The organism is Amycolatopsis alkalitolerans (assembly GCF_006152065.1).
GTDB lineage: Bacteria > Actinomycetota > Actinomycetes > Mycobacteriales > Pseudonocardiaceae > Amycolatopsis_E > Amycolatopsis_E alkalitolerans.
Window position 1 is genome coordinate 46,113 of the sequence record NZ_VDFW01000014.1, and the last position, 23,778, is coordinate 69,890.

Annotated in this window: 22 protein-coding genes and 1 pseudogene; 10 read left to right on the forward strand and 13 right to left on the reverse strand. The window is 70.2% G+C overall.

Going from position 1 to position 23,778, the window contains the following annotated elements:
• Positions 1-53 precede the first annotated feature (53 nt).
• Both FG385_RS17255 and FG385_RS17260 read left to right on the forward strand, forming a co-directional pair.
• The gene (locus tag FG385_RS17255; RefSeq protein ID WP_200834507.1) at positions 54-3,269 is read left to right on the forward strand and encodes an arabinosyltransferase domain-containing protein; all 3,216 of its coding nucleotides are present in this window, start codon (positions 54-56) and stop codon (positions 3,267-3,269) included.
• Between the two features lie 100 nt (positions 3,270-3,369).
• Positions 3,370-4,743, forward strand: coding sequence for an alkaline phosphatase PhoX (locus FG385_RS17260; protein WP_139097771.1), 1,374 nt, complete (start codon positions 3,370-3,372; stop codon positions 4,741-4,743).
• Positions 4,744-4,954: 211 nt separating this feature from the next.
• Here FG385_RS17260 and FG385_RS17265 read toward each other — a convergent pair whose 3' ends face one another.
• From FG385_RS17265 to FG385_RS17275, 3 genes are read right to left on the reverse strand one after another with little or no spacing between them, the layout of a single operon-like run.
• On the reverse strand, positions 4,955-6,439 hold the full coding sequence (locus FG385_RS17265; protein ID WP_139097772.1) for a precorrin-2 C(20)-methyltransferase: 1,485 nt from the start codon (positions 6,437-6,439) through the stop codon (positions 4,955-4,957).
• Positions 6,436-7,059 carry a precorrin-8X methylmutase gene (locus tag FG385_RS17270; protein WP_139097773.1) on the reverse strand — a complete coding sequence of 208 codons (624 nt, stop codon included), beginning with the start codon at positions 7,057-7,059 and terminating at the stop codon, positions 6,436-6,438. The genes FG385_RS17265 and FG385_RS17270 overlap by 4 nt, the downstream gene beginning before the upstream one ends.
• Entirely contained in the window at positions 7,056-8,111 is a 1,056-nt protein-coding gene (locus FG385_RS17275; RefSeq protein ID WP_139097774.1) for a precorrin-3B synthase, read from the reverse strand. Before FG385_RS17275 ends, FG385_RS17270 begins: the two co-directional genes overlap by 4 nt.
• 168 nt (positions 8,112-8,279) lie before the next feature.
• Between FG385_RS17275 and FG385_RS17280 the strand changes: the two genes are divergently transcribed.
• Genes FG385_RS17280 through FG385_RS17300 form a run of 5 tightly spaced genes read left to right on the forward strand, consistent with a single transcriptional unit; the run spans position 8,280 to position 14,496 of the window.
• Positions 8,280-9,125: an ABC transporter ATP-binding protein gene (locus tag FG385_RS17280; RefSeq protein WP_235022621.1), complete on the forward strand. Its 846-nt coding sequence runs from the start codon at positions 8,280-8,282 to the stop codon at positions 9,123-9,125.
• Positions 9,122-9,973 (forward strand): ABC transporter permease, encoded by an 852-nt coding sequence (locus FG385_RS17285; protein ID WP_139097775.1) that lies wholly within the window; start codon positions 9,122-9,124, stop codon positions 9,971-9,973. Before FG385_RS17280 ends, FG385_RS17285 begins: the two co-directional genes overlap by 4 nt.
• Positions 9,970-10,203 carry a helix-turn-helix transcriptional regulator gene (locus tag FG385_RS17290; protein ID WP_139097776.1) on the forward strand — a complete coding sequence of 78 codons (234 nt, stop codon included), beginning with the start codon at positions 9,970-9,972 and terminating at the stop codon, positions 10,201-10,203. Before FG385_RS17285 ends, FG385_RS17290 begins: the two co-directional genes overlap by 4 nt.
• A gap of 36 nt (positions 10,204-10,239) precedes the next feature.
• Complete coding sequence (gene cobN, locus FG385_RS17295; protein ID WP_139097777.1) at positions 10,240-13,779, forward strand: cobaltochelatase subunit CobN; 3,540 nt, start codon at positions 10,240-10,242, stop codon at positions 13,777-13,779.
• An 18-nt stretch (positions 13,780-13,797) separates the two neighbouring features.
• Positions 13,798-14,496, forward strand: coding sequence for a class I SAM-dependent methyltransferase (locus tag FG385_RS17300; RefSeq protein WP_200834502.1), 699 nt, complete (start codon positions 13,798-13,800; stop codon positions 14,494-14,496).
• Here FG385_RS17300 and FG385_RS17305 read toward each other — a convergent pair.
• The 9 genes from FG385_RS17305 to FG385_RS35615 all read right to left on the reverse strand — a co-directional run bounded on the left by FG385_RS17305 (position 14,493) and on the right by FG385_RS35615 (position 19,977).
• Positions 14,493-14,867, reverse strand: a complete 375-nt coding sequence (locus FG385_RS17305) for a VOC family protein (RefSeq protein ID WP_200834503.1) — start codon at positions 14,865-14,867, stop codon at positions 14,493-14,495. The genes FG385_RS17300 and FG385_RS17305 overlap by 4 nt on opposite strands.
• On the reverse strand, positions 14,864-16,222 hold the full coding sequence (locus FG385_RS17310) for a HAMP domain-containing sensor histidine kinase (protein ID WP_139097779.1): 1,359 nt from the start codon (positions 16,220-16,222) through the stop codon (positions 14,864-14,866). The genes FG385_RS17305 and FG385_RS17310 overlap by 4 nt, the downstream gene beginning before the upstream one ends.
• The gene (locus FG385_RS17315; RefSeq protein ID WP_139097780.1) at positions 16,222-16,890 is read right to left on the reverse strand and encodes a response regulator; all 669 of its coding nucleotides are present in this window, start codon (positions 16,888-16,890) and stop codon (positions 16,222-16,224) included. Before FG385_RS17315 ends, FG385_RS17310 begins: the two co-directional genes overlap by 1 nt.
• 13 nt (positions 16,891-16,903) lie before the next feature.
• On the reverse strand, positions 16,904-17,080 hold the full coding sequence (locus FG385_RS33965) for a hypothetical protein (protein WP_160148836.1): 177 nt from the start codon (positions 17,078-17,080) through the stop codon (positions 16,904-16,906).
• Positions 17,077-17,475, reverse strand: coding sequence for a hypothetical protein (locus tag FG385_RS17320; RefSeq protein WP_139097781.1), 399 nt, complete (start codon positions 17,473-17,475; stop codon positions 17,077-17,079). Before FG385_RS17320 ends, FG385_RS33965 begins: the two co-directional genes overlap by 4 nt.
• Before the next feature lie 79 nt (positions 17,476-17,554).
• On the reverse strand, positions 17,555-18,784 hold the full coding sequence (locus FG385_RS17325; protein ID WP_139097782.1) for a cytochrome P450: 1,230 nt from the start codon (positions 18,782-18,784) through the stop codon (positions 17,555-17,557).
• On the reverse strand, positions 18,774-19,529 hold the full coding sequence (locus FG385_RS17330) for an alpha/beta fold hydrolase (protein WP_139097783.1): 756 nt from the start codon (positions 19,527-19,529) through the stop codon (positions 18,774-18,776). Before FG385_RS17330 ends, FG385_RS17325 begins: the two co-directional genes overlap by 11 nt.
• A 61-nt stretch (positions 19,530-19,590) precedes the next feature.
• Entirely contained in the window at positions 19,591-19,830 is a 240-nt protein-coding gene (locus FG385_RS17335; protein WP_235022615.1) for a hypothetical protein, read from the reverse strand.
• A gap of 15 nt (positions 19,831-19,845) precedes the next feature.
• On the reverse strand, positions 19,846-19,977 hold the full coding sequence (locus FG385_RS35615) for a hypothetical protein (RefSeq protein ID WP_407645504.1): 132 nt from the start codon (positions 19,975-19,977) through the stop codon (positions 19,846-19,848).
• Between the two features lie 130 nt (positions 19,978-20,107).
• Here FG385_RS35615 and FG385_RS35620 point away from each other — a divergent pair.
• Positions 20,108-20,339, forward strand: a pseudogene (locus FG385_RS35620) (hypothetical protein); the annotation flags it as partial.
• Positions 20,340-20,408: 69 nt separating this feature from the next.
• Here FG385_RS35620 and FG385_RS17345 read toward each other — a convergent pair.
• Entirely contained in the window at positions 20,409-20,648 is a 240-nt protein-coding gene (locus FG385_RS17345) for a hypothetical protein (protein ID WP_139097784.1), read from the reverse strand.
• Positions 20,649-20,793: 145 nt separating this feature from the next.
• Between FG385_RS17345 and FG385_RS17350 the strand changes: the two genes are divergently transcribed.
• Both FG385_RS17350 and FG385_RS17355 read left to right on the forward strand, forming a co-directional pair.
• Entirely contained in the window at positions 20,794-23,145 is a 2,352-nt protein-coding gene (locus FG385_RS17350; RefSeq protein ID WP_235022616.1) for a Tex family protein, read from the forward strand.
• Between the two features lie 105 nt (positions 23,146-23,250).
• A complete protein-coding gene (locus tag FG385_RS17355) occupies positions 23,251-23,694 on the forward strand; it encodes a DUF6401 family natural product biosynthesis protein (protein WP_139097786.1) in 444 nt (147 codons plus the stop codon).
• Positions 23,695-23,778: the final 84 nt, after the last annotated feature.

The following is a 23,778-nucleotide window of genomic DNA, read 5'->3' on the forward strand; positions in this document are numbered from 1 at the left end:
TAGAACCCAAAGAACCTTCGACACAGTAGGGCGATAGCGTTCGTTCAATGTGGATGGCCAGCAGGACGCCGACCGTCACCTCCGACGAGGTGACCGATCCGGAGCAGCCACGCCCGGACACCACGACCACGAGGCCCCGAAAGGTGCTGTGGCGGTGGCTTTCCGTCGTGCTCGGCGTGTTCGCCGCGGCCTCGGCGATCGCGTACCCGCTGCTGCCGGTGGTGCAGGACACCGCCACCATCACCTGGCCGGTCGGCAGTGACACCCGCCCGGTGAACGCCCCGCTCACCGGCTACTGGGCCCAGGACATGCAGGTCGACCTGCCGTGCAGCACGGTCCAGGAGGTCAACAACCGGGCCCCGGGCGGCGCGCTGCTGTTCTCGACCGTGCCGGGCGCGCGCATCCCCAACGGCGCGGGCATGTTCATCCGGGTCGAAAACGGTGTTTTGACGGCGTTCAACCAGGGCCAGCAGGTCGCCCACCAGCCACTGCCCGCGACCGGCTGCGACGTCCACTTCGCCTCGAGCGCCACCCACACCACGCTCACCATCGGCGGCACCCCCGTCTACGACTCGGCCGGGGACGTCCGCCCACGGGTCATCGGGATCTACACCGACATCACCTCGGCGAAGGACCCGATCGCCGGGCTGCACGTGTCGATCACGCCGGACACCCGCTACCAGACCTCGCCGACAGGCTTCAAGGTCGGGATCGGTGTCTTCGGGGTGCTGTCGCTGATCGGCTGCCTGATCGCGGTGAACCGGCTCGACCGTGGCGGCGCGCGGCGCGCGCCTCGCTGGGCACCGATCGGCTGGTGGAAACTCACGCCGCGGGACCTCACCGTGTTCGGGGTGCTCGGCGCGTGGGTGTTCATCGGCCCGGTGACCTCCGACGACGGCTACATCTTCACCATGGCCAGAGTCGCCAACGCGGTCGGCTACCTCACCAACTACCACCGGTGGTTCGGCGTCGCCGAGGCGCCGTTCGGCTGGAACGACCAGATCTACGAGCTGATGGCGACGGTGTCGACGGCACCGACGTGGATCCGGCTGCCTTCGTTCCTGCTCGGCGTGATCAGCTGGCTGCTGATCAGCCGCGAAGTGATGCCCCGGCTGGGCACCCAGGTACGCAACAGCCGGGCCGCCAGCTGGGCCGCCGCGACGGTGTTCCTGGTCTGGTGGATGCCGTACAACAACGGTGTGCGGCCGGAGCCGTGGGCCGCGCTGGGCTCGCTGCTCGCGCTCTGCGCGGTCGAACGGGCCCTGGTCACCCGCCGGCTGCTGCCGCTGTGCCTCGGCCTGCTCGCCGCCGCCTTTGCACTCGCCGCGACCCCCACCGGGCTGATCGCCGTGGCGCCGTTCCTGGTCGCGGCGCGCCCGCTGTTCCAGATGCTGCGGGCCAGAGCGCGGGAGGAGGGCTGGGCTTCGGTGCTCGCGCCGATCGCGGGCGCCGGGTTCATCATCCTGGTCGTGGTCTTCGCGGACCAGACCTTCGCCTCGATCATGGAGGCGACCCGGCTGCGCAGCAACGTCGGCCCGAACCTGCCCTGGTACGACGAACTGTCCCGGTACGAGCTGCTGTTCGCCGACAGCGCCGACGGTTCGATGACCCGCCGGTTCCCGGTGCTGCTGCTCATCCTGTCCACGGGTGCGTGCCTGGTCGTACTGCTGCGCCGCGGCCGCATCCAGGGCGCCGCGCTCGGCCCGGCACGGCGGCTGATCGGCACCACAGCCCTGTTCTTCCTGCTGCTCGCGCTGACGCCGACCAAGTGGACGCACCACTTCGGGGCGTTCGCCGCGGTCGGCTCCGCGATGGCCGCGCTCACCGCGCTCGCGACCAGCTCGACGGTGCTGCGCTCGAAACGCAACCGGGCGGCGTTCACCGCCGGGCTGCTCGCGGTCGCCGCGCTGGCCGCGACCGGGCCGAACGCGTACTGGTTCGTCTCCGGGATCGGCGTGCCGTGGTTCGACAAGGCGCCGTCCATTCACGGCTACCACCTCTCGACCCTGCTGCTGCTCGCGGCCGCCGTCGCCGCGGTGATCGCGTTCGTGGAGAACGTCAAGGCGCAGCGGCCCGGTCTGCAGCCACCGCCGACACCGGAACGGCGGCTGCGCGCCCTGCGCCTCGGCTCGATGTCGCTGGTCGTGGTGTGCGGCATGGTCGTGGCGTTCGAGTTCGCCAGCATGGGCAAGGCGATCCAGAAGCAGGCGCACAGCTACAGCCTCGGCGCCGCGAACGTGTCGGCGCTGTTCGGCCAGAACACCTGCAACCTGTCCGATCACGTGATGGTCGAGCAGAACCCGGTGGCGAGCGTGCTCAAGCCCGTCACGGCGCAGACGGTGCCGGCGCAGCAGAAGCCGCAGACCACCGGCTTGCCGCCGACGGACGAGGACAACGGCCCGACCCAGGCGGGCTTCCACACCACGGCGGAGGGCAACGACGATCCGCTCGGCGGCCCGCCGCACGGGTTCACCACGAGCACGGTGCCGATGTGGAGCAGCTACCACGAGAAGGCGGGTGAATCACCGACCGGCCGCCTGCGCACCGACTGGTACGCGCTCCCGAAGAACCACGCCGACGCGCAGGTGGTGGTCGCCGTCGCCGCCAAGAAGAGCAAGGCGACCAGCGTGTCGCTCGAGTTCGGCACCCAGACCCCGGCGGGCGTCAAGATCGTCAAGTCCGATCAGGTGCTGGCCCCGGGCGTGGGCACGACCTCGGGGAACAGCAACGACACCGAGACCGGCAAATGGGCCGACCAGCGGGTCCAGATCGGTGATCTGCCCGCGGACATCACCGTGGTGCGCGTGGTCGCCAAGGACGACGACGTGACCGACGACGGGTGGGTCGCGGTGAGCGCCCCGCGGGTTCCGACGTTCACCACGCTGACTCAGCGGGTCGGCAACGCGCCGGTGTACATGGACTGGCCCGCGGCCTTCGTGTATCCGTGCATGCAGCCCGTGACCTCGCACGACGGCATCTCCCAGCTGCCGGCGTACCGGATCACCGCCGGCACACTGGCCCCGGAGGCCGGGATCGCCGACAGCATCGGCGGCGGGCCGCTCGGCTGGCTGGAGGAGGTCGCGAGCGAGCCCGAGGTGCCGAGTTACCTGCAGGGCGATCCCGGGCAGTCGTGGGGTCAGCTGATGCAGATCGAGCCGTACACCCAGGGCACGACGCCGCACGTCGAACACGGTGAGAAGACCGTGTGGGGCTGGTGGTCGCCGGGCCCGGGCCCGCAGCAGCCGAACGGTTCGACGCCGACCCACTAGGATTGTTCGCCCAGTGTTGGGCTGAATGTCTGGTTTCGGTAGCGAAAGCCAGTTTGTATTCCCTGGTCGTACTTGCGTGTTTTGACCAGGGAGGTCGCAAATGGCATTGACCAGACGGGATCTGTTGCGCACGGGCGCGCTGGGGATCGTGGTCGCCGGCAGTGTGGAGGCGATCGCCGCGCCCGTGGCGGTGGCTCAGACCCGGCGCCAGGCAGGCTACGGCGCCCTCGTCGACGACCCGGCCGGTTTGCTGGCGCTGCCGAAGGGCTTCTCCTACCGCGTGGTCGCCGAGGCCGGGGTCACGAAGCTGGACAGCGGTGAGCCGACGCCCAGCGACCCCGACGGCACGGCCTGCTTCGGCGATCGCCATGGCTTCGTGCTGGTGAACAACCACGAGATCGGCGGCAGCGAACCGTACCGGGTACCGGCGCTGTCCGGGCTCACCTACGACCCGGGCGCCGGCGGCGGGACCACGAACATCGTCGTCGACCAGTCGGGCAAGCGCGTGCGCGAGTACGTGAGCCTCGCCGGGACGCACAACAACTGCGCGGGCGGGCGTACCCCGTGGGACACGTGGCTGACCTGCGAGGAGACCGAGCAGCGCGCGGGCGGGGTGTACCAGAAGGACCACGGGTACGTGTTCGAGGTGGACCCGTTCGACCACCACGCGAACCAGCACCCGGTCGCGTTGAGGTTCCTCGGCCGCTACTCGCACGAAGCCGTCGCGGTCGATCCGCGTGGCTCGTCGATCTACCTGACCGAGGACGCGAACGGCCCGCATGGCCTGTACTACCGGTGGACCCCGCCGAAGGGCTTCGGCGGCGGCAAGGGCGCGCTGAAGCACCTGCAGGAGACGGCAGGCGACAACGCGGGCCGGCTGCAGGCGATGAGCTGTTTCAAGGGCGACCGGCATATCGCGGATCTGTCGGAGGCGACCCAGCCCGGCACGAAGTACCGGGTGAAGTGGGTCGACGTGCCCGACCGGCAGGCCGCGACGGTGTCCGTGCGCAAGCAGTTCGCGGACGGCGAGGTGACGGGCAGCCGGAAGCTGGAAGGAGCCTACTGGGGCGACGGCGGGGCGTATTTCGTGGCGAGCTTCGCGCGGGCGTCCGACGGGAGCGTCAACGAGCACGACGGCCAGGTGTGGTTCTACGACCCGCGCTCGGAGACGGTCGAACTCAAGACGATCTTCGGTGTGAACCCGGACCCGGACGCGGACACGAACTACGACGGTCCGGACAACATCACGGTCTCGCCCGACGGCGGCCTGATCCTCGCCGAGGACGGTGACGGCGTGCAGCATCTGGTGGGCGTGACCCGCAAGGGCGCGACCTACCCGATGGCGCGGAACGACCTGAACGGCAGCGAGTTCACCGGCCCGACCTTCAGCCAGGACGGCCGCATCCTGTTCGCCAACATCCAGGGCCCCGGCCACGTCTTCGCGATCACCGGCCCCTGGGAAACCTGCCGCTGACCGTGCTCACCGGCGTGTTTGCCCCTCCCGTCGGCGTGTCTGCCCCGTCCGTCGGTGTGTTTGCTCCGTCCGTCGGTGTGTTTGCCCCGTCCGTCGGCGTGTTTGCCCCGTCCGGCGCCAATTCGCCGACGCGGGAAGCCAACTCGGTGACGCGGGGAGCCAACTCGGTGACCGGGAGGGCAAACACGCCGATGTGGCGGGGCAGTGTGCGTTAGTAGGTGCGGGGGGTCCAGACCTGGCCGTGGGTGCGGCGGGTACGGGTGGAGCCGACGATCAGCAGGCAGCGCATGTCTACTGTGGATGGATCCAGGTCGCCGAGGGTGGTGACGCGGACATCCTCTTCCGGGCCGCCGACGTCCCGGGCGACCACCACGGGAGTCTCCGGGGTGCGGTGCCGGAGCAGGATCTCCTGCGCCTGTGCCAGTTGGGTCGTCCGGGAACGGGAGGCCGGGTTGTAGATCGCGATCACCAGATCCGCCGCGCCAGCCGCGTCCAGGCGCTTCTCGATGATCTCCCAGGGCTTCAGCCGGTCCGAAAGCGAAAGCACGCAGTAGTCGTGCCCCAGCGGCGCGCCGACCCGTGACGCCGCCGCCTGCGCCGCCGTCAGGCCGGGCAGCACCCGCACCGGAACCGGCTCCTTCAGCAGCGAAGCCTGTTCCAGCACCGCGGAAGCCATCGCGAAGACGCCCGGATCCCCCGAGGAGATCACGGCGACACGAGCCCCGGCCCGAGCGAGAGAAAGCGCTTCCCGGGCACGGTCGGCCTCGACCCGGTTGCCCGAGGCATGGCGCTGCTGCCCGGCCCGCTGCGGAACCTTCGCCAGGTACGGCCCATACCCGACGAGATGCTCGGCCGCTGCCAGGGCTTCCGCGGCTTCCGGCGTCAGCCACTGTGGACCGGCCGGGCCGAGACCCACGACCACGACCTCGCCGCCTGCCGACGGCTCCTCCACCACGGAAGCACCGGATTTCCTTGCCGCATAAGCAGGACTCGGCACCAGCGCCAGCGAGAAGTACGGCACCGACCCGGGTTCGACCTCCGCGAACGGCTCCACCCGTTGCGCCTGACACGTCGCCCGCTCGACGTAGTACGCCTCGTCCAACCGGCCTGCCTCCGCAAGCGCCGAACGCACGGAACCGAAGGTGCGCCCCAGCTTCAGTACCGCCGCCGCCTCAGTATCGGCCAGCCGTCGCGCCAGTTCCGGGGCGGGCAGCGTGCCCGGCAGGACCGTCAGCACCTCGTCGCGCTGCACCAGCGGACGGCCCAGCACGGCCGAAGCGGCGCTGACCGAAGTCACGCCCGGCACGGCCTCCGCCTCGTACCGGTCACAAAGGCGCTCGTGCATGTACATGTACGAGCCGTAGAAGAACGGATCCCCCTCGCACAGCAGGACGACGTCCCGCCCGGCATCGAGATGTTCCGCCAGCCGTTTCGCGCTCAGCTCGTAGAACTCCGCGATCGCGCCCTCGTACCCGCCGGGGTGGTCGGTGGTCTCCGTCGTCACCGGGTAGACCAGCCGCTCCTCGAGCTGCCCCTCCCGCAGGTACGGTTCGGCGACCGAGCGCGCGATGCTCCGGCCGTGCCGCGCGCTGTGGTAGGCGATCACCTGCGCCTCGCCGATCAGCCTGGCGGCCTTGACGGTCAGCAGTTCGGAGTCACCGGGGCCGAGCCCGACACCCCACAGTTTCCCGGTCATTCGGCTTCGCTCGCCAGCGCGTTCACCGCGGCGACCGCCATCGCGCTGCCGCCCCGCCGGCCGTGCACCACGAGATACGGCGCCGGAGCCCGCTTCGCGAGTTCCACTTTGGACTCCGCGGCGCCGACGAACCCCACGGGCACCCCGATGATCGCCGCCGGCACCCCCGCGCCTTCTTCGAGCATCTCCAGCAACCGGAACAGCGCGGTGGGCGCGTTCCCGATGGCCACCACGGACCCGGCCAGCCGGTCGCGCCACAGTTCCAGCGCCGCGGCCGAGCGTGTCGTACCCAGGCGCTCGGCGAGGCCGGGCACCTGCTGATCGGACAGCGTGCACACCACGTCGTTGTCCGCCGGCAGCCGCCGCCGCGTGACACCGCTCGCGATCATCTGCGCGTCGCACAGCACGGGCGCACCCGCGCGCAGCGCCGCTCGCGCCGATTCGACGATCTCCAGCGAGTACGCGAGATCGTCGATCAGGTCGACCATGCCGCATGAGTGGATCATGCGTACCGCGACCGGTTCGAGGTCCGCCGGCAGGATCGCGACGTCGGCTTCGTCGCGGATCGTGGCGAACGAATGGCGGTAGATCTCCGCCCCGTCCTTGAGATAGTCGGTCACCGGTTTCCCTTCTGTGCCAGCACATCCGCCAGCGCCTCGACGGGCACCCAGTCGCCGTCGACCAGGTAGCCGCGGTCCGCCGCCACCACGTCCACCGCGTCGCGTGGTTTACCGCACCGCCGCTCACATCCCGAAAAATGTGCTCGCGCGCTGACCGGCCGGGCGTCGGCCCGCACGTCCGCGCGCGACTTCGCACAGCCTGGCCGCCCGATGCACGCGGTCACACCGGTGCCACTCGACAACGCCAGCAACCCGGCCCGGAACTCGGGCACGACCACGCTCCGCCACGGCGTGACCACGACATCGCAGCCGAAAGAGCGCACCTGCGCCGCGGTCAACTGCCCGAACAGCGGCGCCACGCACAACCCGCGCCCGCCGTCGTCCCGCCCGAACGCCCCCACCGGGACCGGCCGGCTCGGCCGCCGGACACCCGAAAACCCGGGCAATTCACGCATCCGCCACGCGCTGCCGCGAATCTCGGTGAACCGCAACGCTTCGGACACCAGCATCTCGACCGCTTCGCCTGGTGGCACCCGGACGCCCGGCTCACCCGCACGCAGCAGCACGCCGTCCCGCGAACCGGTCGCCTGCCAGCACAGGTCGGCGTCCTCCGCCGCGACATCGCCCCGGCCGTCGTCGAGCGCGAACAGGAACCGCCCCGGCAGCCGCGCGAGCGCGGGTTCGGCGCGGACCGCGGTGTCCAGTTCTGCCACCAGCGGGCGCACGTCCACGAGCCCCCCGGCAAGCCCGGACAGCGGCGACGCGAGGAAGTTCCGCACTCGCTCATGCGAAGGCGCGGGCAGCAACCCCGCTTCGGAGAGGCGCCCGGCCAGCTCCCCGGTCTCCGGCGGGAGCCCGCGCAACTGCACGTTTCCCCGCGAGGTCAGGTGCACCGAGCCGTCACCGAAGTCCTCCGCGCACGCCGCCAGGACCTCCAGTTGCGCCGCCGTGACCTGACCACCCGGCAACCGCACCCGGACCAGCGCCCCGTCCGCGGCGTCGTGCGCCGCGAGGACACCGGGACACGCGTCGGGGCGGGCGCGGACAGACATGGCCTTTACGGTAGCTCTTGGATCGAATGCAGTAGACCTGCTACATTTCAATGTAGGATCTCTACATTGGGGAGAAGATCTATGACTGTCATGAACGGGGCACGGGGGGTCGTGCAACCGGTGAGACCTGCCGTCGAGAACGCGGTTCTCGACGTGCGCGACCTGTGGATGCGGTACGGCACCACGGATGTGCTGAAGGGGGTGGACTTCACCGCCCAGCGCGGTGAAGTGCTGGCGCTGCTGGGTCCGAACGGCGCGGGCAAGACCACGACGATCGAGATCCTCGAGGGCTTCCGCATGCGTTCGGCCGGAGAGGTCCGCGTGCTGGGCGCGGACCCGGCGCGCGGGGACGAGGCATGGCGCGCGCGGCTCGGCGTGGTGCTGCAGTCCTGGCGTGACCACGCGAAGTGGCGCGTCCGTGAGCTGCTGCAGCATCTCGGCTCGTACTACCGCGACTACTCGACCGACCGGATCCGGCGCCCGTGGGACGTCGACGAGCTGATCGCGACCGTCGGCCTGACCGCGCACGCGCAGAAACGCGCCGGATCCCTGTCCGGCGGGCAGCGGCGGCGGCTCGACGTGGCGATCGGCATCGTCGGGCGCCCTGAGCTGCTGTTCCTCGACGAGCCGACCGCCGGTTTCGACCCGGAGGCCCGCCGCGAGTTCCACGATCTCGTGCACCGGCTCTCCGATGACGACGACACCACGATCCTGCTCACCACGCACGACCTCGACGAGGCCGAGAAGCTCGCCGACCGGATCCTCATCCTGGCCGGTGGCGAGATCATCGCGAACGGCTCCGCCGACGAGCTTTCCCGCCGCATGTCCACCGAAGCGGAGGTCAAGTGGACCCGGGACGGCCAGCGGTTCGTGCATTCGACCGTCGAGGCGACGAAGTTCGTGCACGAACTCTTCCTGCAGCATGGCGACGCGATCGGCGACCTCGAAGTCCGCCGGGCGAGCCTCGAGGACACCTACATGGCACTGGTCCGGCAATTCGAGGTGACGAAATGAGCGCGCTCGTGACCGCCGGGCGAGCCGGCTTCGTCCGTGGCCGCATCGAACTCCGGCAGACCTTCACCAACGCCCAAGACCTGTGGGCCTACCTGTTCCCCGCCGTCATCCTGACGGTCGTCATGACGTTCATGCGCAACGCGGGCGTACCGGGCATGAACTTCTCGCTCGGCTCGGTGACGCTGCCCGGCGTGCTCGGCATGAACATCGCGTTCGGCGGCTTGGTCAACCTGTCGCAACAGCTGGTCACCGAACGCGAGGACGGCACGTTGCTGCGGGCGAAGGCGGTGCCGAACGGGATGGTCGGCTACCTCATCGGCAAGATCGTCCAGGTGTCCGGGATGTCACTGGTCGCGTGCGCGCTGGTGCTGATCCCCGGATTGTTCGTGCTGCACGGGCTCGACCTGGGCGGCACCGGGTGGCTGGCGCTGCTCGGCGTGATCGTGCTGGGGCTCGTCGCGACGATGCCGCTGGGCGCGATCCTCGGCTCGCTGATGTCCAGTCCCCGCAGTATGGGCCTGGTGATGCTGCCGATCATGGGCATGGTCGGTATCTCCGGGATCTTCTACCCCATCACCAGCCTGCCGAGCTGGGTGCAGGGCTTCGGCCAGGTGTTCCCGATCTACTGGCTGGGCCTCGGCATGCGCTCGGCGATGCTGCCGGACGCGCTGTCGGCGGTCGAGATCGGACATTCGTGGCGGCATCTGGAGACGGTCGGCGTACTGGGCGCGTGGGCGGTGGCCGGGCTGATCCTGGCGCCGATGGTGTTGCGCAGGATGGCCCGCCGCGAGTCCGGCTCCGCCGTGGCCGCTCGCCGGGAGAAAGCGCTGCAGCGGATGCCACGATGAGCGAGACGATCTACAACCGGATCGCGATGCTGCGCGCCGAGCGCGGGATTTCGCGGCGCCAGCTGGCCGAGGCGCTCGGTGTGCACTACCAGACGATCGGCTACCTCGAACGCGGTGAGTACAGCCCGAGCCTTTACCTGGCACTGAAGATCGCGAAGCACTTCGAGGTCGGCGTGGAGGTGATCTTCTCCACAGAGCCGTTCCCGCGGCTGGGCGAGCGGTCGGCCTGAGTCACCTACAGTGAGAGGCGACGAAGGAGGCCCCGCGTGATCCTGTTGTTGTCCACTTCGGACACCGATCTGCTGTGTGCGCGTGCCAGTGCGGCCGGTTATCGGTTGGGGAATCCGGCGCGGTTGGGTGTGGGTGAGTTGCCCGCGTTGCTGGAGGGGGTGCGGGTGGTGGTGGTGCGCATTCTGGGTTCGGCGCGGACGTGGGGGGAGGGCCTGGATGCGGTGCGGGCGTGTGGGGCGCAGGTGGTGGTGCTGGGTGGGGAGCAGGTGCCGGATGCGGAGTTGATGGGGTTGTCCACGGTGCCGGCCGGGATCGCGACGCAGGCGCATGCGTATCTGGCGCAGGGTGGGCCGGAGAATCTGACCCAGTTGCACCGGTTCCTGGCCGATACGTTGTTGTTGACCGGGGAGGGTTTCGACCCGCCCACACCGCAGCCGGTGTGGGGGGCGCTCGACCGGGAGCCGCGGCGTAGCGAGGGCCCGGTGGTGGGGATCGTGTATTACCGGGCGCATCACCTGTCGGGCAATACCGGGTTCGTCGAGGCGCTCGCGGCCGCGGTGGAGGACGCGGGCGGGCAGGCGATGCCGGTGTATTGCGCCTCGTTGCGGGCGCGGGAGCCGGAGATGATGGCCGCCTTGGGCGGGGTCGACGCGCTTTTGGTCACGGTGCTCGCGGCGGGCGGTACCCGGCCCTCGACGGTGGGGGCCGGTGGGGACGAGCAGGCGTGGGACGTGGCGGAGATGGCGGCCCTGGACATCCCGATCCTGCAGGCACTGTGTTTGACCAGCGACCGCGCGACCTGGGCGGGCAACGATGAGGGGCTGTCCCCGTTGGACGCCGGGAACCAGATGGCGGTGCCCGAGTTCGACGGCCGGATCATCACCGTCCCGTTCTCCTTCAAAGAACTCGACCCCGACGGGCTACCCCGCTATGTGCCCGACGCCGAACGCGCGGCGCGGGTGGCACGCATCGCCGTCGCGCACGCCCGGCTGCGCCACACCCCACCGCCCCACCGTCGCGTCGCGCTGATGCTCTCGGCCTACCCGACCAAGCATTCCCGCGTGGGCAACGCCGTGGGCCTGGACACCCCCGCGTCGGCGGTGGCCCTGCTGCGCCGCATGACTTCCGCGGGCTACGACCTCGGCGAATCATTCCCCGGGGTGGCCTGCGGGGACGGGGACGAGCTGATCCACGCCCTGATCGCGGCGGGCGGGCAGGACCCAGACTGGCTGACCGAGGAACAACTTGCCGCCAACCCGATCCGGGTCCCCACCGCCCGCTACCGAGACTGGTTCGCCGCGCTACCGCAGGATCTGCGCGGGGACATGGAACGGCACTGGGGCCCGCCACCCGGGTCGCTGTATGTCGACGACGGGGACATCGTGCTCGCCTGCCTGCGGGCCGGGAACGTGGTGCTGATGATCCAACCGCCCCGCGGGTTCGGGGAGAACCCGATCGCGATCTACCACAACCCCGATCTGCCACCCAGCCACCACTACCTGGCCGCCTACCGGTGGCTGGAAGAGGAGTTCGGCGCGCACGCGATCGTGCACCTGGGCAAACACGGCTCCCTGGAATGGCTACCGGGCAAGACCGCGGGCCTGTCCGCCTCCTGCGCCCCCGACGCCGTACTCGGGAACCTCCCGCTGATCTACCCGTTCCTGATCAACGACCCCGGCGAGGGCGCGCAGGCCAAACGCCGCGCGCACGCCACCATCATCGACCACCTCATCCCGCCGATGGCCCGCGCCGAGTCCTACGGCGACCTCGCCCGCCTGGAACAACTGATGGACGAGCACGCGAACATCGCCGCGATGGACCCCGCCAAACTGCCCGCGATCCGCGCCCAGATCTGGACCCTCATCCAGGCCGCGAAACTCGACCACGACCTCGGTATCGCACAGCGCCCGCACGACGCGGAATTCGATGAGTTCCTGCTACACATCGACGGCTGGCTCTGCGAAATCAAAGACGCCCAAATCCGCGACGGCCTGCACATCCTCGGCCACGCCCCCACCGGGCAAGCCCGGGTGAACCTCGTGCTCGCGATGCTACGCGCCCAGCAAATGTGGGGCGGGCACACCGGCGCCATCCCCGGGCTCCGCTCCGCCCTCGGCCTCAAAGACGACGCACCCCTGTCCGAAGTGGACGCCATCGAGCAGACCGCGCGCGACCTGGTGCTGGGCATGGAGGCCGCCGACTGGTCACCCGAGGCGATCACCGCCGACGAGCCCGTCGCCACGGTGCTGCGGTTCGCCGCCACCGAGATCGTGCCCCGGCTCGCAGGCACCAGCGGGGAACTCGACGCCGTCCTGCACGCCCTCGACGGCGGCTACACCCCCGCCGGGCCCAGCGGATCACCCCTGCGCGGCCTGATCAACGTGCTCCCCACCGGCCGCAACTTCTACACCGTCGACCCCCGCGCCATCCCCAGCCGCCTCGCCTGGGAAACCGGCCACACCCTCGCCGACTCCCTGCTACGCCGCTACCGCGACGACACCGGGGACTGGCCCCGCTCGGTCGGCCTCTCCGTCTGGGGCACCTCCGCCATGCGCACCGGCGGCGACGACGCCGCCGAAATCCTCGCCCTGCTCGGCATACAACCCCTCTGGGACGACGCCTCCCGCCGCGTCACCGGCCTGCAACCCATCCCCCTGCCCGAACTGGGCCGCCCCCGCATCGACGTCACCGTGCGGATCTCCGGATTCTTCCGCGACGCCTTCCCCCACGTCATCGACCTGCTCGACGACGCCGTCCGCCTCGCCGCCACCCTCGACGAACCCGTCACGGACAACTACGTCCGCGCCCACTACCTGTCCGACCTGCACGACCACGGCGACCAACGCCGCGCCACCACCAGGATCTTCGGCTCCAAACCCGGTGCCTACGGGGCCGGCCTGCTGCCCCTGATGGACTCCGGCACCTGGCGCGACGACACCGACCTCGCCGAGGTCTACGCCACCTGGGGCGGCTACGCCTACGGCCGCGACCTCGACGGCACACCCGCCCGGGAGGACATGGAAACCACCTACCGCCGCATCACCATCGCCGCGAAAAACACCGACACCCGCGAACACGACATCGCCGACTCCGACGACTACTACCAATACCACGGCGGCATGATCGCCTTCACCCGCGCCCTCACCGGCCACACCCCCGCCTCCTACATCGGCGACTCCACCAACCCCAACACCATCCGAACACGATCACTCCACGAGGAAACCACCCGCGTCTTCCGCGCCCGCGTCATCAACCCCCGCTGGCTCGCCGCCATGCGCAAACACGGCTACAAAGGCGCCTTCGAACTCGCCGCCACCGTCGACTACCTCTTCGGCTTCGACGCCACCACCGGAGTCGTCGACGACTGGATGTACCAGAAACTGTCCGAAACCTACGTGCTCGACCAGGAAAACCAGGAATTCCTCACGAAATCCAACCCCTGGGCGCTACGCGGCATCATCGAACGCCTCACCGAAGCCGCCGACCGCGGCCTCTGGGCCCAACCCGACCCCGAACTACTCGACCAACTACGCCAGATCTACCTATGCACCGAAGGAAACCTCGAGGGCGACTAGGACCGCGGGATGGGTCACATGACTCCGAACGACTATGACAGTTTCGCCGAGGCTTACACGGCCGAGAACGAGACCAGCATCGTCAACGCCCACTACGAGCGGCCCGCGATGCTGGACCTCGCCGGGGACGTGGCCGGCAGGCGGATCCTCGACGCCGGCTGCGGCTCGGGCCCGTTGTTCGCGGCTCTGCGCGACCGAGGTGCAATCGTGACCGGCATCGACGTGAGCGCGCGGATGCTGGAGTTCGCCCGGCGGAGGCTTGGCGCCGGGGCGGACCTGCGGATCGCCGACCTGGCCGAACCGCTGCCCTTGCCCGACGGCGCGTTCGACGACGTCGTCGCGTCCCTGGTTCTGCACTACCTGAAGGACTGGGGGCCGCCGCTCACCGAGCTACGGCGCGTGCTGGCGCCCGGCGGCCGGCTCATCGTCTCCGTCGACCATCCGTTTGTCAGCTATGCCATCCAGCGCGAGACCAGCTATTTCGAGACCTACCAGTGGACCTTCGAATGGACCATGGGCGACCGGACGGTCCCGATGAGTTTCTGGAACCGGCCGCTGCACGCGATGATCGACGCCTTCACGGCCGCCGGCTTCCGCATCGCCGTCACCAGCGAACCGCAGCCCGTGCCGGCCGCGCGTGAGCTGTCGCCCGAGGAGTTCCGCAGGCTCTCGACCGGCCCGTGCTTCCTGTTCTTCGTCCTGCAGCGGGATGGTTAGGTCCTGACCCACAGGCAGAACGGGTGCCCCGCTGGGTCGAGGTAGACACGGGTGTCGTCCTGCGGCTGGAATTCCGCGAGAACCGCGCCCGCCGCCTCGACGATCGCCCCGGTGGCTTCGAGATCGTCCACTTCGAAGTCGAGGTGGAGTTGCATCTGTTGCTCGTCCGGGCGCGAGGGCCAGATCGGCGGACTGTAGCGCGGTTCGAGCTGGAACGACAGGCCGGCGCCGCCGCCCTCGGGCCGCAGCGTGACCCAGGTGGGGTCCTCGCTGGCGACCGGCCAGCCGAGGAACGCGCGATAGAACTCGGCGAGCCCGCGCGGGTCGGGAGTGTCCAGGACGGTGGAGGTCAGGTTGAACCGTGTGCTCACGGTTCGTAGCGTAAGCCGTGCCGCGGCAGCGTGATGGTGAAAGCCGCGCCGCCCTCCGGCGCGGGGCCCGCGGTGATCGTGCCGCCCATCCGGGTCACCAGGCCGTGCGCCAGCGCCAGCCCGATCCCCGAGCCGACCGGGCGCCGACCGCGGTACTTCGCGTTCAGGGCGCCGCGTTCGAAGGCCACCGCGTAGTCTTCCGGCGCCAGGCCGGGCCCGCCGTCTCGCACCTGGAGGACTCCCGCAGCGCTCAGCGACAAGGTGAGGGCTGGCGCGACGCGCAGGGCGTTTTCCGCCAGCCCGTCCAGTACCTGGCGCAACCGCCGCGCGTCGGCCACCGCGAAGACCGGGTGCGGCGGAAGCTCGAGCCGGAACGCCGCCCCGGCCCGCTCACACCGCGCCCGCCACACGTCGGCGCAGCGTCGCACCGTGTCGGTCAGGTCGATCTCCGCGAGGTCGAGGCGGAACTCGTCCGCACCGAGCCGCGCCAGGTCCAGCAGATCGCTCACCAGCCGCTCCAGCCGCTGCGACTCGCGCTGGATCGTCTGCCCCGCCTGCCGCGCCTCGTCCCCCGAAACGACGCCGTCGGCCAGCGACTCGGCGAATCCGTGCACGGCGGTCAGCGGAGTCCGCAGCTCGTGGGAAACCGACAGCAGGAACTCCCGCTGCCGCGACTCACTCTGTTGCAGCGCCGCGGAAAGCTCGTTGACCGCGGTCGCCACCTCGGCCACCTCCGCCGGCCCCTCGACGGGCGCCCGCAGGTCTCGCCGCCCCTGCCGCATCGTCGCCGCGACACTCGCGGTCCGGCGCAGCGGCCGCGCGAGCAGCCGCCCCAGCACGAGCCCGGCCGCGGCCGCGACCAGCAGCCCGGCCCCGAGCGCGAACAGGATGTTGCGCACCAGCGCGCGTTGCGTGGCCGCGCCCATTCGCACCGGTTCCACGAGCGCGAACCCCGATCCCTCGCCGGCTCCGCGCGCTTCGACGAGGTACTCCTGCCCAGCCACGCTCCGGGTCACCGAGATCGACTGGCCCGGCGCGATCCCGGTCAACCCCGCGTCGGTGGCGGCCCGGACCGCGAGCGGGTCACCCGTGGTCAGTCGCGGCCGCATCAGCACGACGGAAATCCCTTGCCCCCGAACCACATCGGCGGCCTTCGCGAGCCCGACGCGCGAACCGAGCCCGGTTTCGCCAATCTGGCTGGCGAGCACATTCGCCTGCGCCGCAAGGGAGTTCCGCAACACGTCCGTCCCGGTGCGCCGGACGAGCCCCGCCGCGACGAGACCGGCGACGAGCACCGCGATCCCGGCGACCGCGAGACACACCACGGTGATCCGGAACGCGAGCGAGCGCCGCATCACGCACCGTCCGCCGCGTAGCCGACTCCGCGCACCGTCCTGATCGGACTCATTTCGCCGAGTTTGGCACGCAGCTGCGCGATGTGCACGTCCACCGTCCGGGTCCCCGCCGAGGCCGCGTAACCCCAGACGGCACTGAGCAACTGCCCGCGCTCGAACACCCGTCCCGGCTGCCGCAGCAGCTGAGCCAGCAGGTCGAACTCGGTCGAGGTCAGCGCGACCTCCCGATCGCCCGCCCAGGCCCGCCGCTGCCCGATGTCCAGCCGCACCTGGCCGGCGGTCAGCACCTCCGCCGGCCCGCCCGCACCCCGGCGGAGCACCGTCCGGACCCGCAGCGCCAGCTCGCGCGGGCTGAACGGTTTCGTCACGTAGTCGTCGGCGCCGAGTTCGAGCCCGAGCAGCCGGTCGACCTCGTCGTCGCGGGCGGTCACGAACAGCACCGGTGTCCAGTCACCGCCCGCGCGCATGGTCCGGCAGACTTCCACACCGTCCTTACCGGACAGTCCAATGTCGAGCACGACGGCGACCGGCCGCAGCCTGCGCACGGCCGCGAGCGCCGCGTCCCCATCGGACTCGGTGTGCACGCCGAACCCGTCGCGCCGCAGGTAGAGCGCGATGAGCTCGGCGATCGCGGTCTCGTCCTCGACGACCAGCACGAGACCAGTCATGGCTCTCCCGGGCTCACGGCGAAGCGTCGCTCGCCATCTCCGAATCGATCGCGTCCAGCGTAGTCCGGATCTGGCTCAGTTCATCCTGTGGCCGCGGCGGAACCGGGGCAGCGTGGTCCTGGCAGCCGGCGCAGCCGAGGCCCACCGCGAGCAGCGCGAACCCGGTCGCGAATGCCTTGCGCCCGATCATTTCGCCACGCAGTGCGTGTTCTTGAAGTCGGTGAGCCGGTCCTGGATGGACTTCAGGTCCCCGACCCGTCCGGCGCGGCGGTCCGCACGCTGATCGAGCCGGTCGGCGATCCTCGGATGCCCCTCGGCCCGCTGCTTGCCGACCTGGGCGCGAAGCCACGCGACCGAACCCTTGGTGTTCGCGTCGCCGTTGATCCGCGCGGTGAGCTTCGTGGTCCGGTCGACGAGCCTCGGCAGCAGGTCGGCGCACAGCTGCTGGGATTCCTCGGGGCTCAGCGTCACCTGGCCGTAGCTGGGCGGCGGGGTGGTCGTCTCGGCGGACGCCGCGGACACACCGGCGGCGAGCGCGGCGAGCACGCCGCCCCCGGCGATCGCGGCCCGGATCGAATTGCGCATGTCTCCTCCTTCGGTCGGCGTCGACTCTGAAGGACGAGGATTCGAAGACGGTGCGCGCTTTGTTCGGGGTTCGTAAAGATCACCAGCGCAGCGGCAGGTGCGTGATCCCGTTGATGAAGTTCGAGGTCAGATGCCGCACCTCACCGTCGAGGCGGACCTCGGGCAACTGGAGGAACTCGCGGAAGAACACGCGCAGCTGCAACCGCCCGAAATGCGCGCCGAGGCACAGGTGCGGGCCCTGCCCGAACGCGAGATGGTCGTTCGGCTCACGGCTCAGATCGAACCGGTACGGATCGGGGAAGGCCCGCTCGTCGAAATGGGCCGACGCGAAGTAGACGACGACCTTGTCCCCCGCGCGGATGCGCTGCCCGCCCAGTTCGGCGTCCTGGGCCGCCGTGCGGCGGAACGTCAGCACCGGCGGATGCCAGCGCAGCATCTCTTCGATCGCGCTGGGCAGCAGCGCCGGATCGCCCCGTAACCGCCGGTACTCATCGGGGTGCTCGACGAGCGCGAGCACCCCGCCCGGCAACGCGCTGCGCACCGTGTCGTTACCGGCGACGACCACCAGGAAGAAGAACATCTGGAGCTCGGCGTCGTCGAGGGCGCGGCCGTCCACCGACGCCTCGACGAGCGCGGTCATCAGGTCTTCGCCCGGGTTCTTCCGTTTCTCCTCCGCGAGCCCGAGCGCGTAGGCGAACATGTCGGCGAGCATCGCGGGCGAGCGCGGGTTGACCGGCCGGCCGTTGGCGTCCCGCACGACCTCCGCGTGCTCGGGATCCTGGTAGCCGATCACACGGTTCGTCCACTTCAGCAGCAGCCCGCGGTCCTCCGGCGGCACGCCGAGCAGGTCCGCGAGGTTGAGCAGCGGGAAGTCGTCGGTCACCTCGACCGGAAGATCGGCGTAGCCGCGCGGCGCGACCTGCCCGATCAGCTGCCGGGCCCGCTCCGCGATCCGGTCGGCGGTGCGTTCCAGCCGCCGCCGGGTGAACACCGCCGAGACGATCCGCCGCAGCCGGTTGTGCTCCGGCGGATCCATGTTGAGGATCATGCGGCGGATGAAGGCGAGATCTTCCGGTTCGGGATCGCGGATCTGCGTGGCGCCGAGCCAGGACGAGTACACCTCGGGCGTCCGCAGTACGTGCCGGACGTCGGCGTAGCGGGTCACCGCCCAGTACCCCGGCCCGGACGGCCAGCCGAGCACCTCGCGTTCTTCCTGCCAGGCAACCGGTTCCGCGTCTCGCAGGTGGCGGAAGTCCTCGTGCGGGAGGCCGCGCGCGAACACCCGCGGGTCGAAGACGTCAGTGCTCATCAAGGAACACTTCTATCGCGTTGGCGAGCGTCACGGGCACCTCGTCGGCCGCGTAGTGACCCGCGTCCGGCAGCACCTCGAGTTCGAGCTTCGGGTACCACTGGGCGAAGGTCGCGAGCATGGTCTGCTCGCCCAGCGCCGGATCGTGCTCGCCGGCGAACACCTTGATCGGCACCTCGGCCCCGGCGATGCGGTCGTGGAAATCGGTGCGTGCCCAGGCGTCCAGGTACGCCGCGAAAGCGCTCTTGTCGGAGTTCTCCTCGGAATGCCGCACCATCTCGTCGAGCCAGCCGCCGTGATGGCGATGCCCGGTGGTGAAGTCGATGATCGCCCGGCGGTTGCCCGGGTTCTCGGCCGCGCCGGCGAACAGCTGCCAGGTCTCCTCGTCGAACGGCACCCCGCTCGCGGGCACGGGCGAAACGCCGACGAGCGAGCGGACGCGTTCCGGCGCGTCGGCGTAGACCCACTGCATGACGCTGCCGCCCATCGAGTGGCCGACCAGGGAGAACCGGCTCGCACCGAGCTCATCGGCGAGAGCGAGGACGTCGGACGCGACTTCGGCGATGGTGTGCTCGCCCGGTTCACCCTTGCGGGCGCCATACCCCCGGTTGTTGGCGAAGACGTAGGTGAACCGCCCGGTGTCCAGGTGAGGGATCAGGTTGTCCCAGGCGTTCGCGGAACCGAACCATCCGTGCAGCACGAGAACGACGTGCTCGCCGGTGCCGGTGCGTTCATAGGTGCTCACTGTGCCTCCTCGTCGAGTGCGCCTCCGAGCTTCGCACAGTGAGACCGGGTTCGCGTACCTATCAACCAGTGACCGTCCGGTAGTGCCGGAACGGCCACTGGTGCACGGGCCGGGCCAGCAGGTCCTCCGGCGGCTCCGGCAGCCTTTCGGCGCCTCGCACGATGACCACGATCCGCTCCTCGCCACCGAGGTAGATATCGGCGTCACGGTCGACTGCCGACTCCACCCAGCGGAGCAGTTCGTCACGGCGGCCGGGGGTCGCGCGGACCTCCCACATCAGGGTGTCTCGTCCATCGGTCACGCCATCAGGTGTACCTCAAGCCATCGCGGGTGCCCACAGCGCATCGATCTCCCGCTCCGCCGCCGCGCGGCTCTCCCCGGCCAGCGGCAGCTCCGCGGTGGTGATGAACCGCGGCTCGAGCCCGGCCAGCGAAAGGCCGTGCGGCAACCACGGTCCGGCGTGGTCCCAGCCCTCACGTGGCGCCCTCTCACAGCCCCAGCAGGACCGTGTCCGCCTGCTCGATCTCCTCGATCAACGGCTCCGCGGCGAGGTCGCGGTGCTTCACCGTGCCCTCCGGGTGCGCGGCCCGCCAGACCGTGGCCGCCCGCGGTGCGGCGCGCTGCTCGACCGGGTCTCGAGGGCGATCCGGCTGCGCTCGGAATCCGTGCTCGCCCCGCTGGGCCTTCGGCCTGCTCAACGACCTCGAAGCCGACCACCTCGTCGAACGCCGTCGCTCGCCGGGGGACCGGCGGCGGCACGTCGTGGATCTCTCCGAGGTGGGCCGCAAGAAGCTCGCAAAGGCCGAGTTCACAGCTGTACTCGCCGCTCCAGCAGGCCACGGGCAGCCCGGTCAGCTGTGCCGAGGCCGTGCGGGACTGCTAAGGACCCGGCAGTTCGTGCTGCTGCCACAACAGCGCGCGATGCATCGCCGCCAGCAGCCGCTCGTCGTCCTCCTCCGAGGGGTCCTCACCGAAGGGCACCCAGCGCTGCCACACCTGTTCCCCGTCCTCGATCCCGGTCAGCAGGATTCCGGGATACGAAAGGGAAACCTCCCGGTCCCCAGCGTTCACCGTGACCTGCCTCAACTGCACCGTGACGTGCACCGCCCGATCGGACATGCGCACCTGCCGAGGGTTCCGCGACCGTCGATACCACACAGTCGCGCGACACGGCTCTTTGGTTACTGGACGGCCCCGTCGCGCTCGGCGACCCTGTCCGGGCACAATGCAAGCCGGACTTTCGACCAGGGAGTGGATCAGGAACGTGACAGGCAGCTTGGCCAGCACCGTGCAGTCGATCGAGCAGCGGATCGCCGGGGAACTCGGCGTGCGCGAGGGGCAGGTCAAGGCGGCCGTCGAGCTCCTCGACGGCGGTTCGACAGTGCCGTTCATCGCGCGCTACCGCAAGGAAGTCACCGGCATGCTCGACGACGCGCAACTGCGCACCCTCGAGGAACGGCTGCGGTACCTGCGTGAACTCGACGAGCGGCGCGAGGCCATCGTCGACTCGATCCGCACCCAGGGCAAGCTCACGCCCGAACTGGAGGAGCAGATCCGGCTCGCCGAGACGAAGGCTCGCCTCGAGGACATCTACCTGCCGTACAAGCCGAAGCGGCGCACCAAGGCGCAGATAGCGCGAGAGGCGGGGCTCGAACCGCTGGCTGACGGCCTGCTGAACGACCCGTCGACCGAACCGCTGGCGGCGGCCGCGGTGTTCGTCGACGCCGAGAAGGGTGTGGCCGACGCGCAGGCCGCGCTCGACGGTGCGCGCGCGATCCTCGTCGAGCGGTTCGGCGAGGACGCCGACCTGCTGGGCGAGCTGCGCGAGAAGATGTGGTCGCAAGGGCGGCTCGCGTCGAAGGTGCGCGCGGGCAAGGAGACCGAGGGCGCGAAGTTCTTCGACTACTTCGACTTTTCCGAGCCGTTCACGAAGATGCCCTCGCACCGCGTGCTGGCGATGTTCCGCGGGGAGAAGGAAGACGTCCTCGATCTGACGCTGGAGCCGGAAGAGCCTTCGGACGAGCCGCGCGTCGGCCCGACCGAGTACGAGCAGCGGATCGCCCAGCGTTTCGGCGTCGCCGGCCAGGGCCGCCCGGCCGACAAATGGCTGCTCGACACCGTTCGCTGGGCCTGGCGTACGAAGATCCTGCTGCACCTGGGCATCGATCTGCGGCTGCGGCTGCGCCAGGCGGCCGAGGACGACGCCGTGCACGTGTTCGCGGCCAACCTGCGTGACCTGCTGCTGGCCGCACCGGCCGGCACCCGCGCGACGCTGGGCCTCGACCCGGGCTTCCGCACCGGGGTCAAGGTGGCGGTCGTCGACGCGACCGGCAAGGTCGTGGCCACCTCGACGATCTACCCGCACCAGCCGGCCAACCGGTGGGACGAGTCGATCGCGCAACTGGCGAAACTCGCCGCCGAGCACAAGGTCGAGCTGATCGCGATCGGCAACGGCACGGCGTCGCGCGAGACCGACAAGCTGGCGCTCGAACTGATCAAGAAGCATCCGGAACTGAAGCTCACCAAGGCGGTCGTGTCCGAGGCCGGCGCGTCGGTGTACTCGGCTTCGGCGTTCGCCTCGCAGGAGCTGCCCGGGATGGACGTTTCCTTGCGTGGCGCGGTTTCCATCGCCCGGCGGCTGCAGGATCCGCTGGCCGAGCTGGTCAAGATCGACCCGAAGTCCATCGGGGTCGGGCAGTACCAGCACGACGTGTCCGAGGTTTCGCTGTCCCGGTCGCTCGACGCGGTGGTCGAGGACTGCGTGAACGCCGTCGGGGTCGACGTGAACACGGCCTCGGCGCCGCTGCTGACCCGCGTTTCGGGAATCACCGCCTCACTGGCGGAGAACATCGTGAGCCACCGCGACTCGAACGGCCCGTTCAGTTCGCGCGAGGTACTCAAGCAGGTGCCCCGGCTGGGGCCGAAGGCGTTCGAGCAGTGCGCGGGCTTCCTGCGCATCCGCGGCGGCGACGATCCGCTGGACTTCTCGGCCGTGCACCCGGAGTCCTATCCGGTCGTGCGGCGGATCCTGTCCATGACGGGCAAGGAACTGCGTGAGCTGATCGGCAACGAGCGGGTGCTGAAGTCCGTGCGGCCCGAGCAGTTCGTGGACGACTCTGTGGGTCTGCCGACGGTCACGGACATCCTCTCCGAACTGGAGAAGCCGGGCCGTGACCCGCGTCCCGCGTTCAAGACCGCGACGTTCGCCGAGGGCGTGGAGAAGATCGCGGACCTCAAGCCGGGGATGCGGCTGGAGGGCGTCGTGACGAACGTGGCGGCGTTCGGCGCGTTCATCGACATCGGCGTGCACCAGGACGGGCTCGCCCACGTGTCGGCGCTGTCGAAGAATTTCGTCAAGGACCCGCGGGACGTGGTGAAGCCGGGCGACATCGTCAAGGTGAAGGTGCTCGACGTGGACATCCCGAGGAAGCGGATTTCGCTGACGCTGCGGCTCGACGACGAGGTCGGCGGTGGCGCCAAGCAGCCAAGGGAGAAGAAGGGCGAGCGGCAGGGCCAGCGCAAGGGCGGCGGGCAGTCAGGTGGGCGGCGGAACACCGGTAACGCCGCGGGCGGCGCCATGGCGGACGCGCTGCGCAAGGCCGGCTACGGGCGTTGACCGCGATCACGCTCCGTCAACGGCCGGTGGGACAGCACCCGCCTATCGGGCGGAACAATCGGCGGCTGGGTGGCGCAACGGCAGGCATCGGCCCATCATCTGTCCATGGGCTGGGCCGATAATCTGGCGGACCGATCCGCCCGGCGCTGGTTCGACGGGCTCGCCGGGCGGCTCGAGCCGGGCTGGTCGGCCTTGGCGACGGATCCCGTGCTGTGGCCCGTGTACGAACGTCATCTCGTGGCCGTGTCCGACGCGGTGCGGTGTGAGGACGAACTGGTGGGCCGGCAGGAGCCGGTGAGCGATCTGGTACTGATCGCGTCCCACGCCCACGACGTCTGGACCGAGGCCGATGAGTCGGGCTGGTCTCCGCCCGGGGACGCTTCCCGCTGGACCACCGAGGAGCGGGCGGGCCTGCGCCTGCTGGCCTGCTTCCGCCTGGCGGCGGCGGAACCGCACGGCCCGAAACTCCCGCGCACCGCCCCCTCCCGCGCCCCCGCCAGCCCACCCCGGACCCACCCCCGCCCCCGAGACCTACGTTCAGGACGCTGAGTCCGACACTCACGCCCCTCGCCATCGCCGCCGCGGCGGACGTTCCACGCAAGCCGTGCCAGCCTGCGCCCATTGACCCGTAAC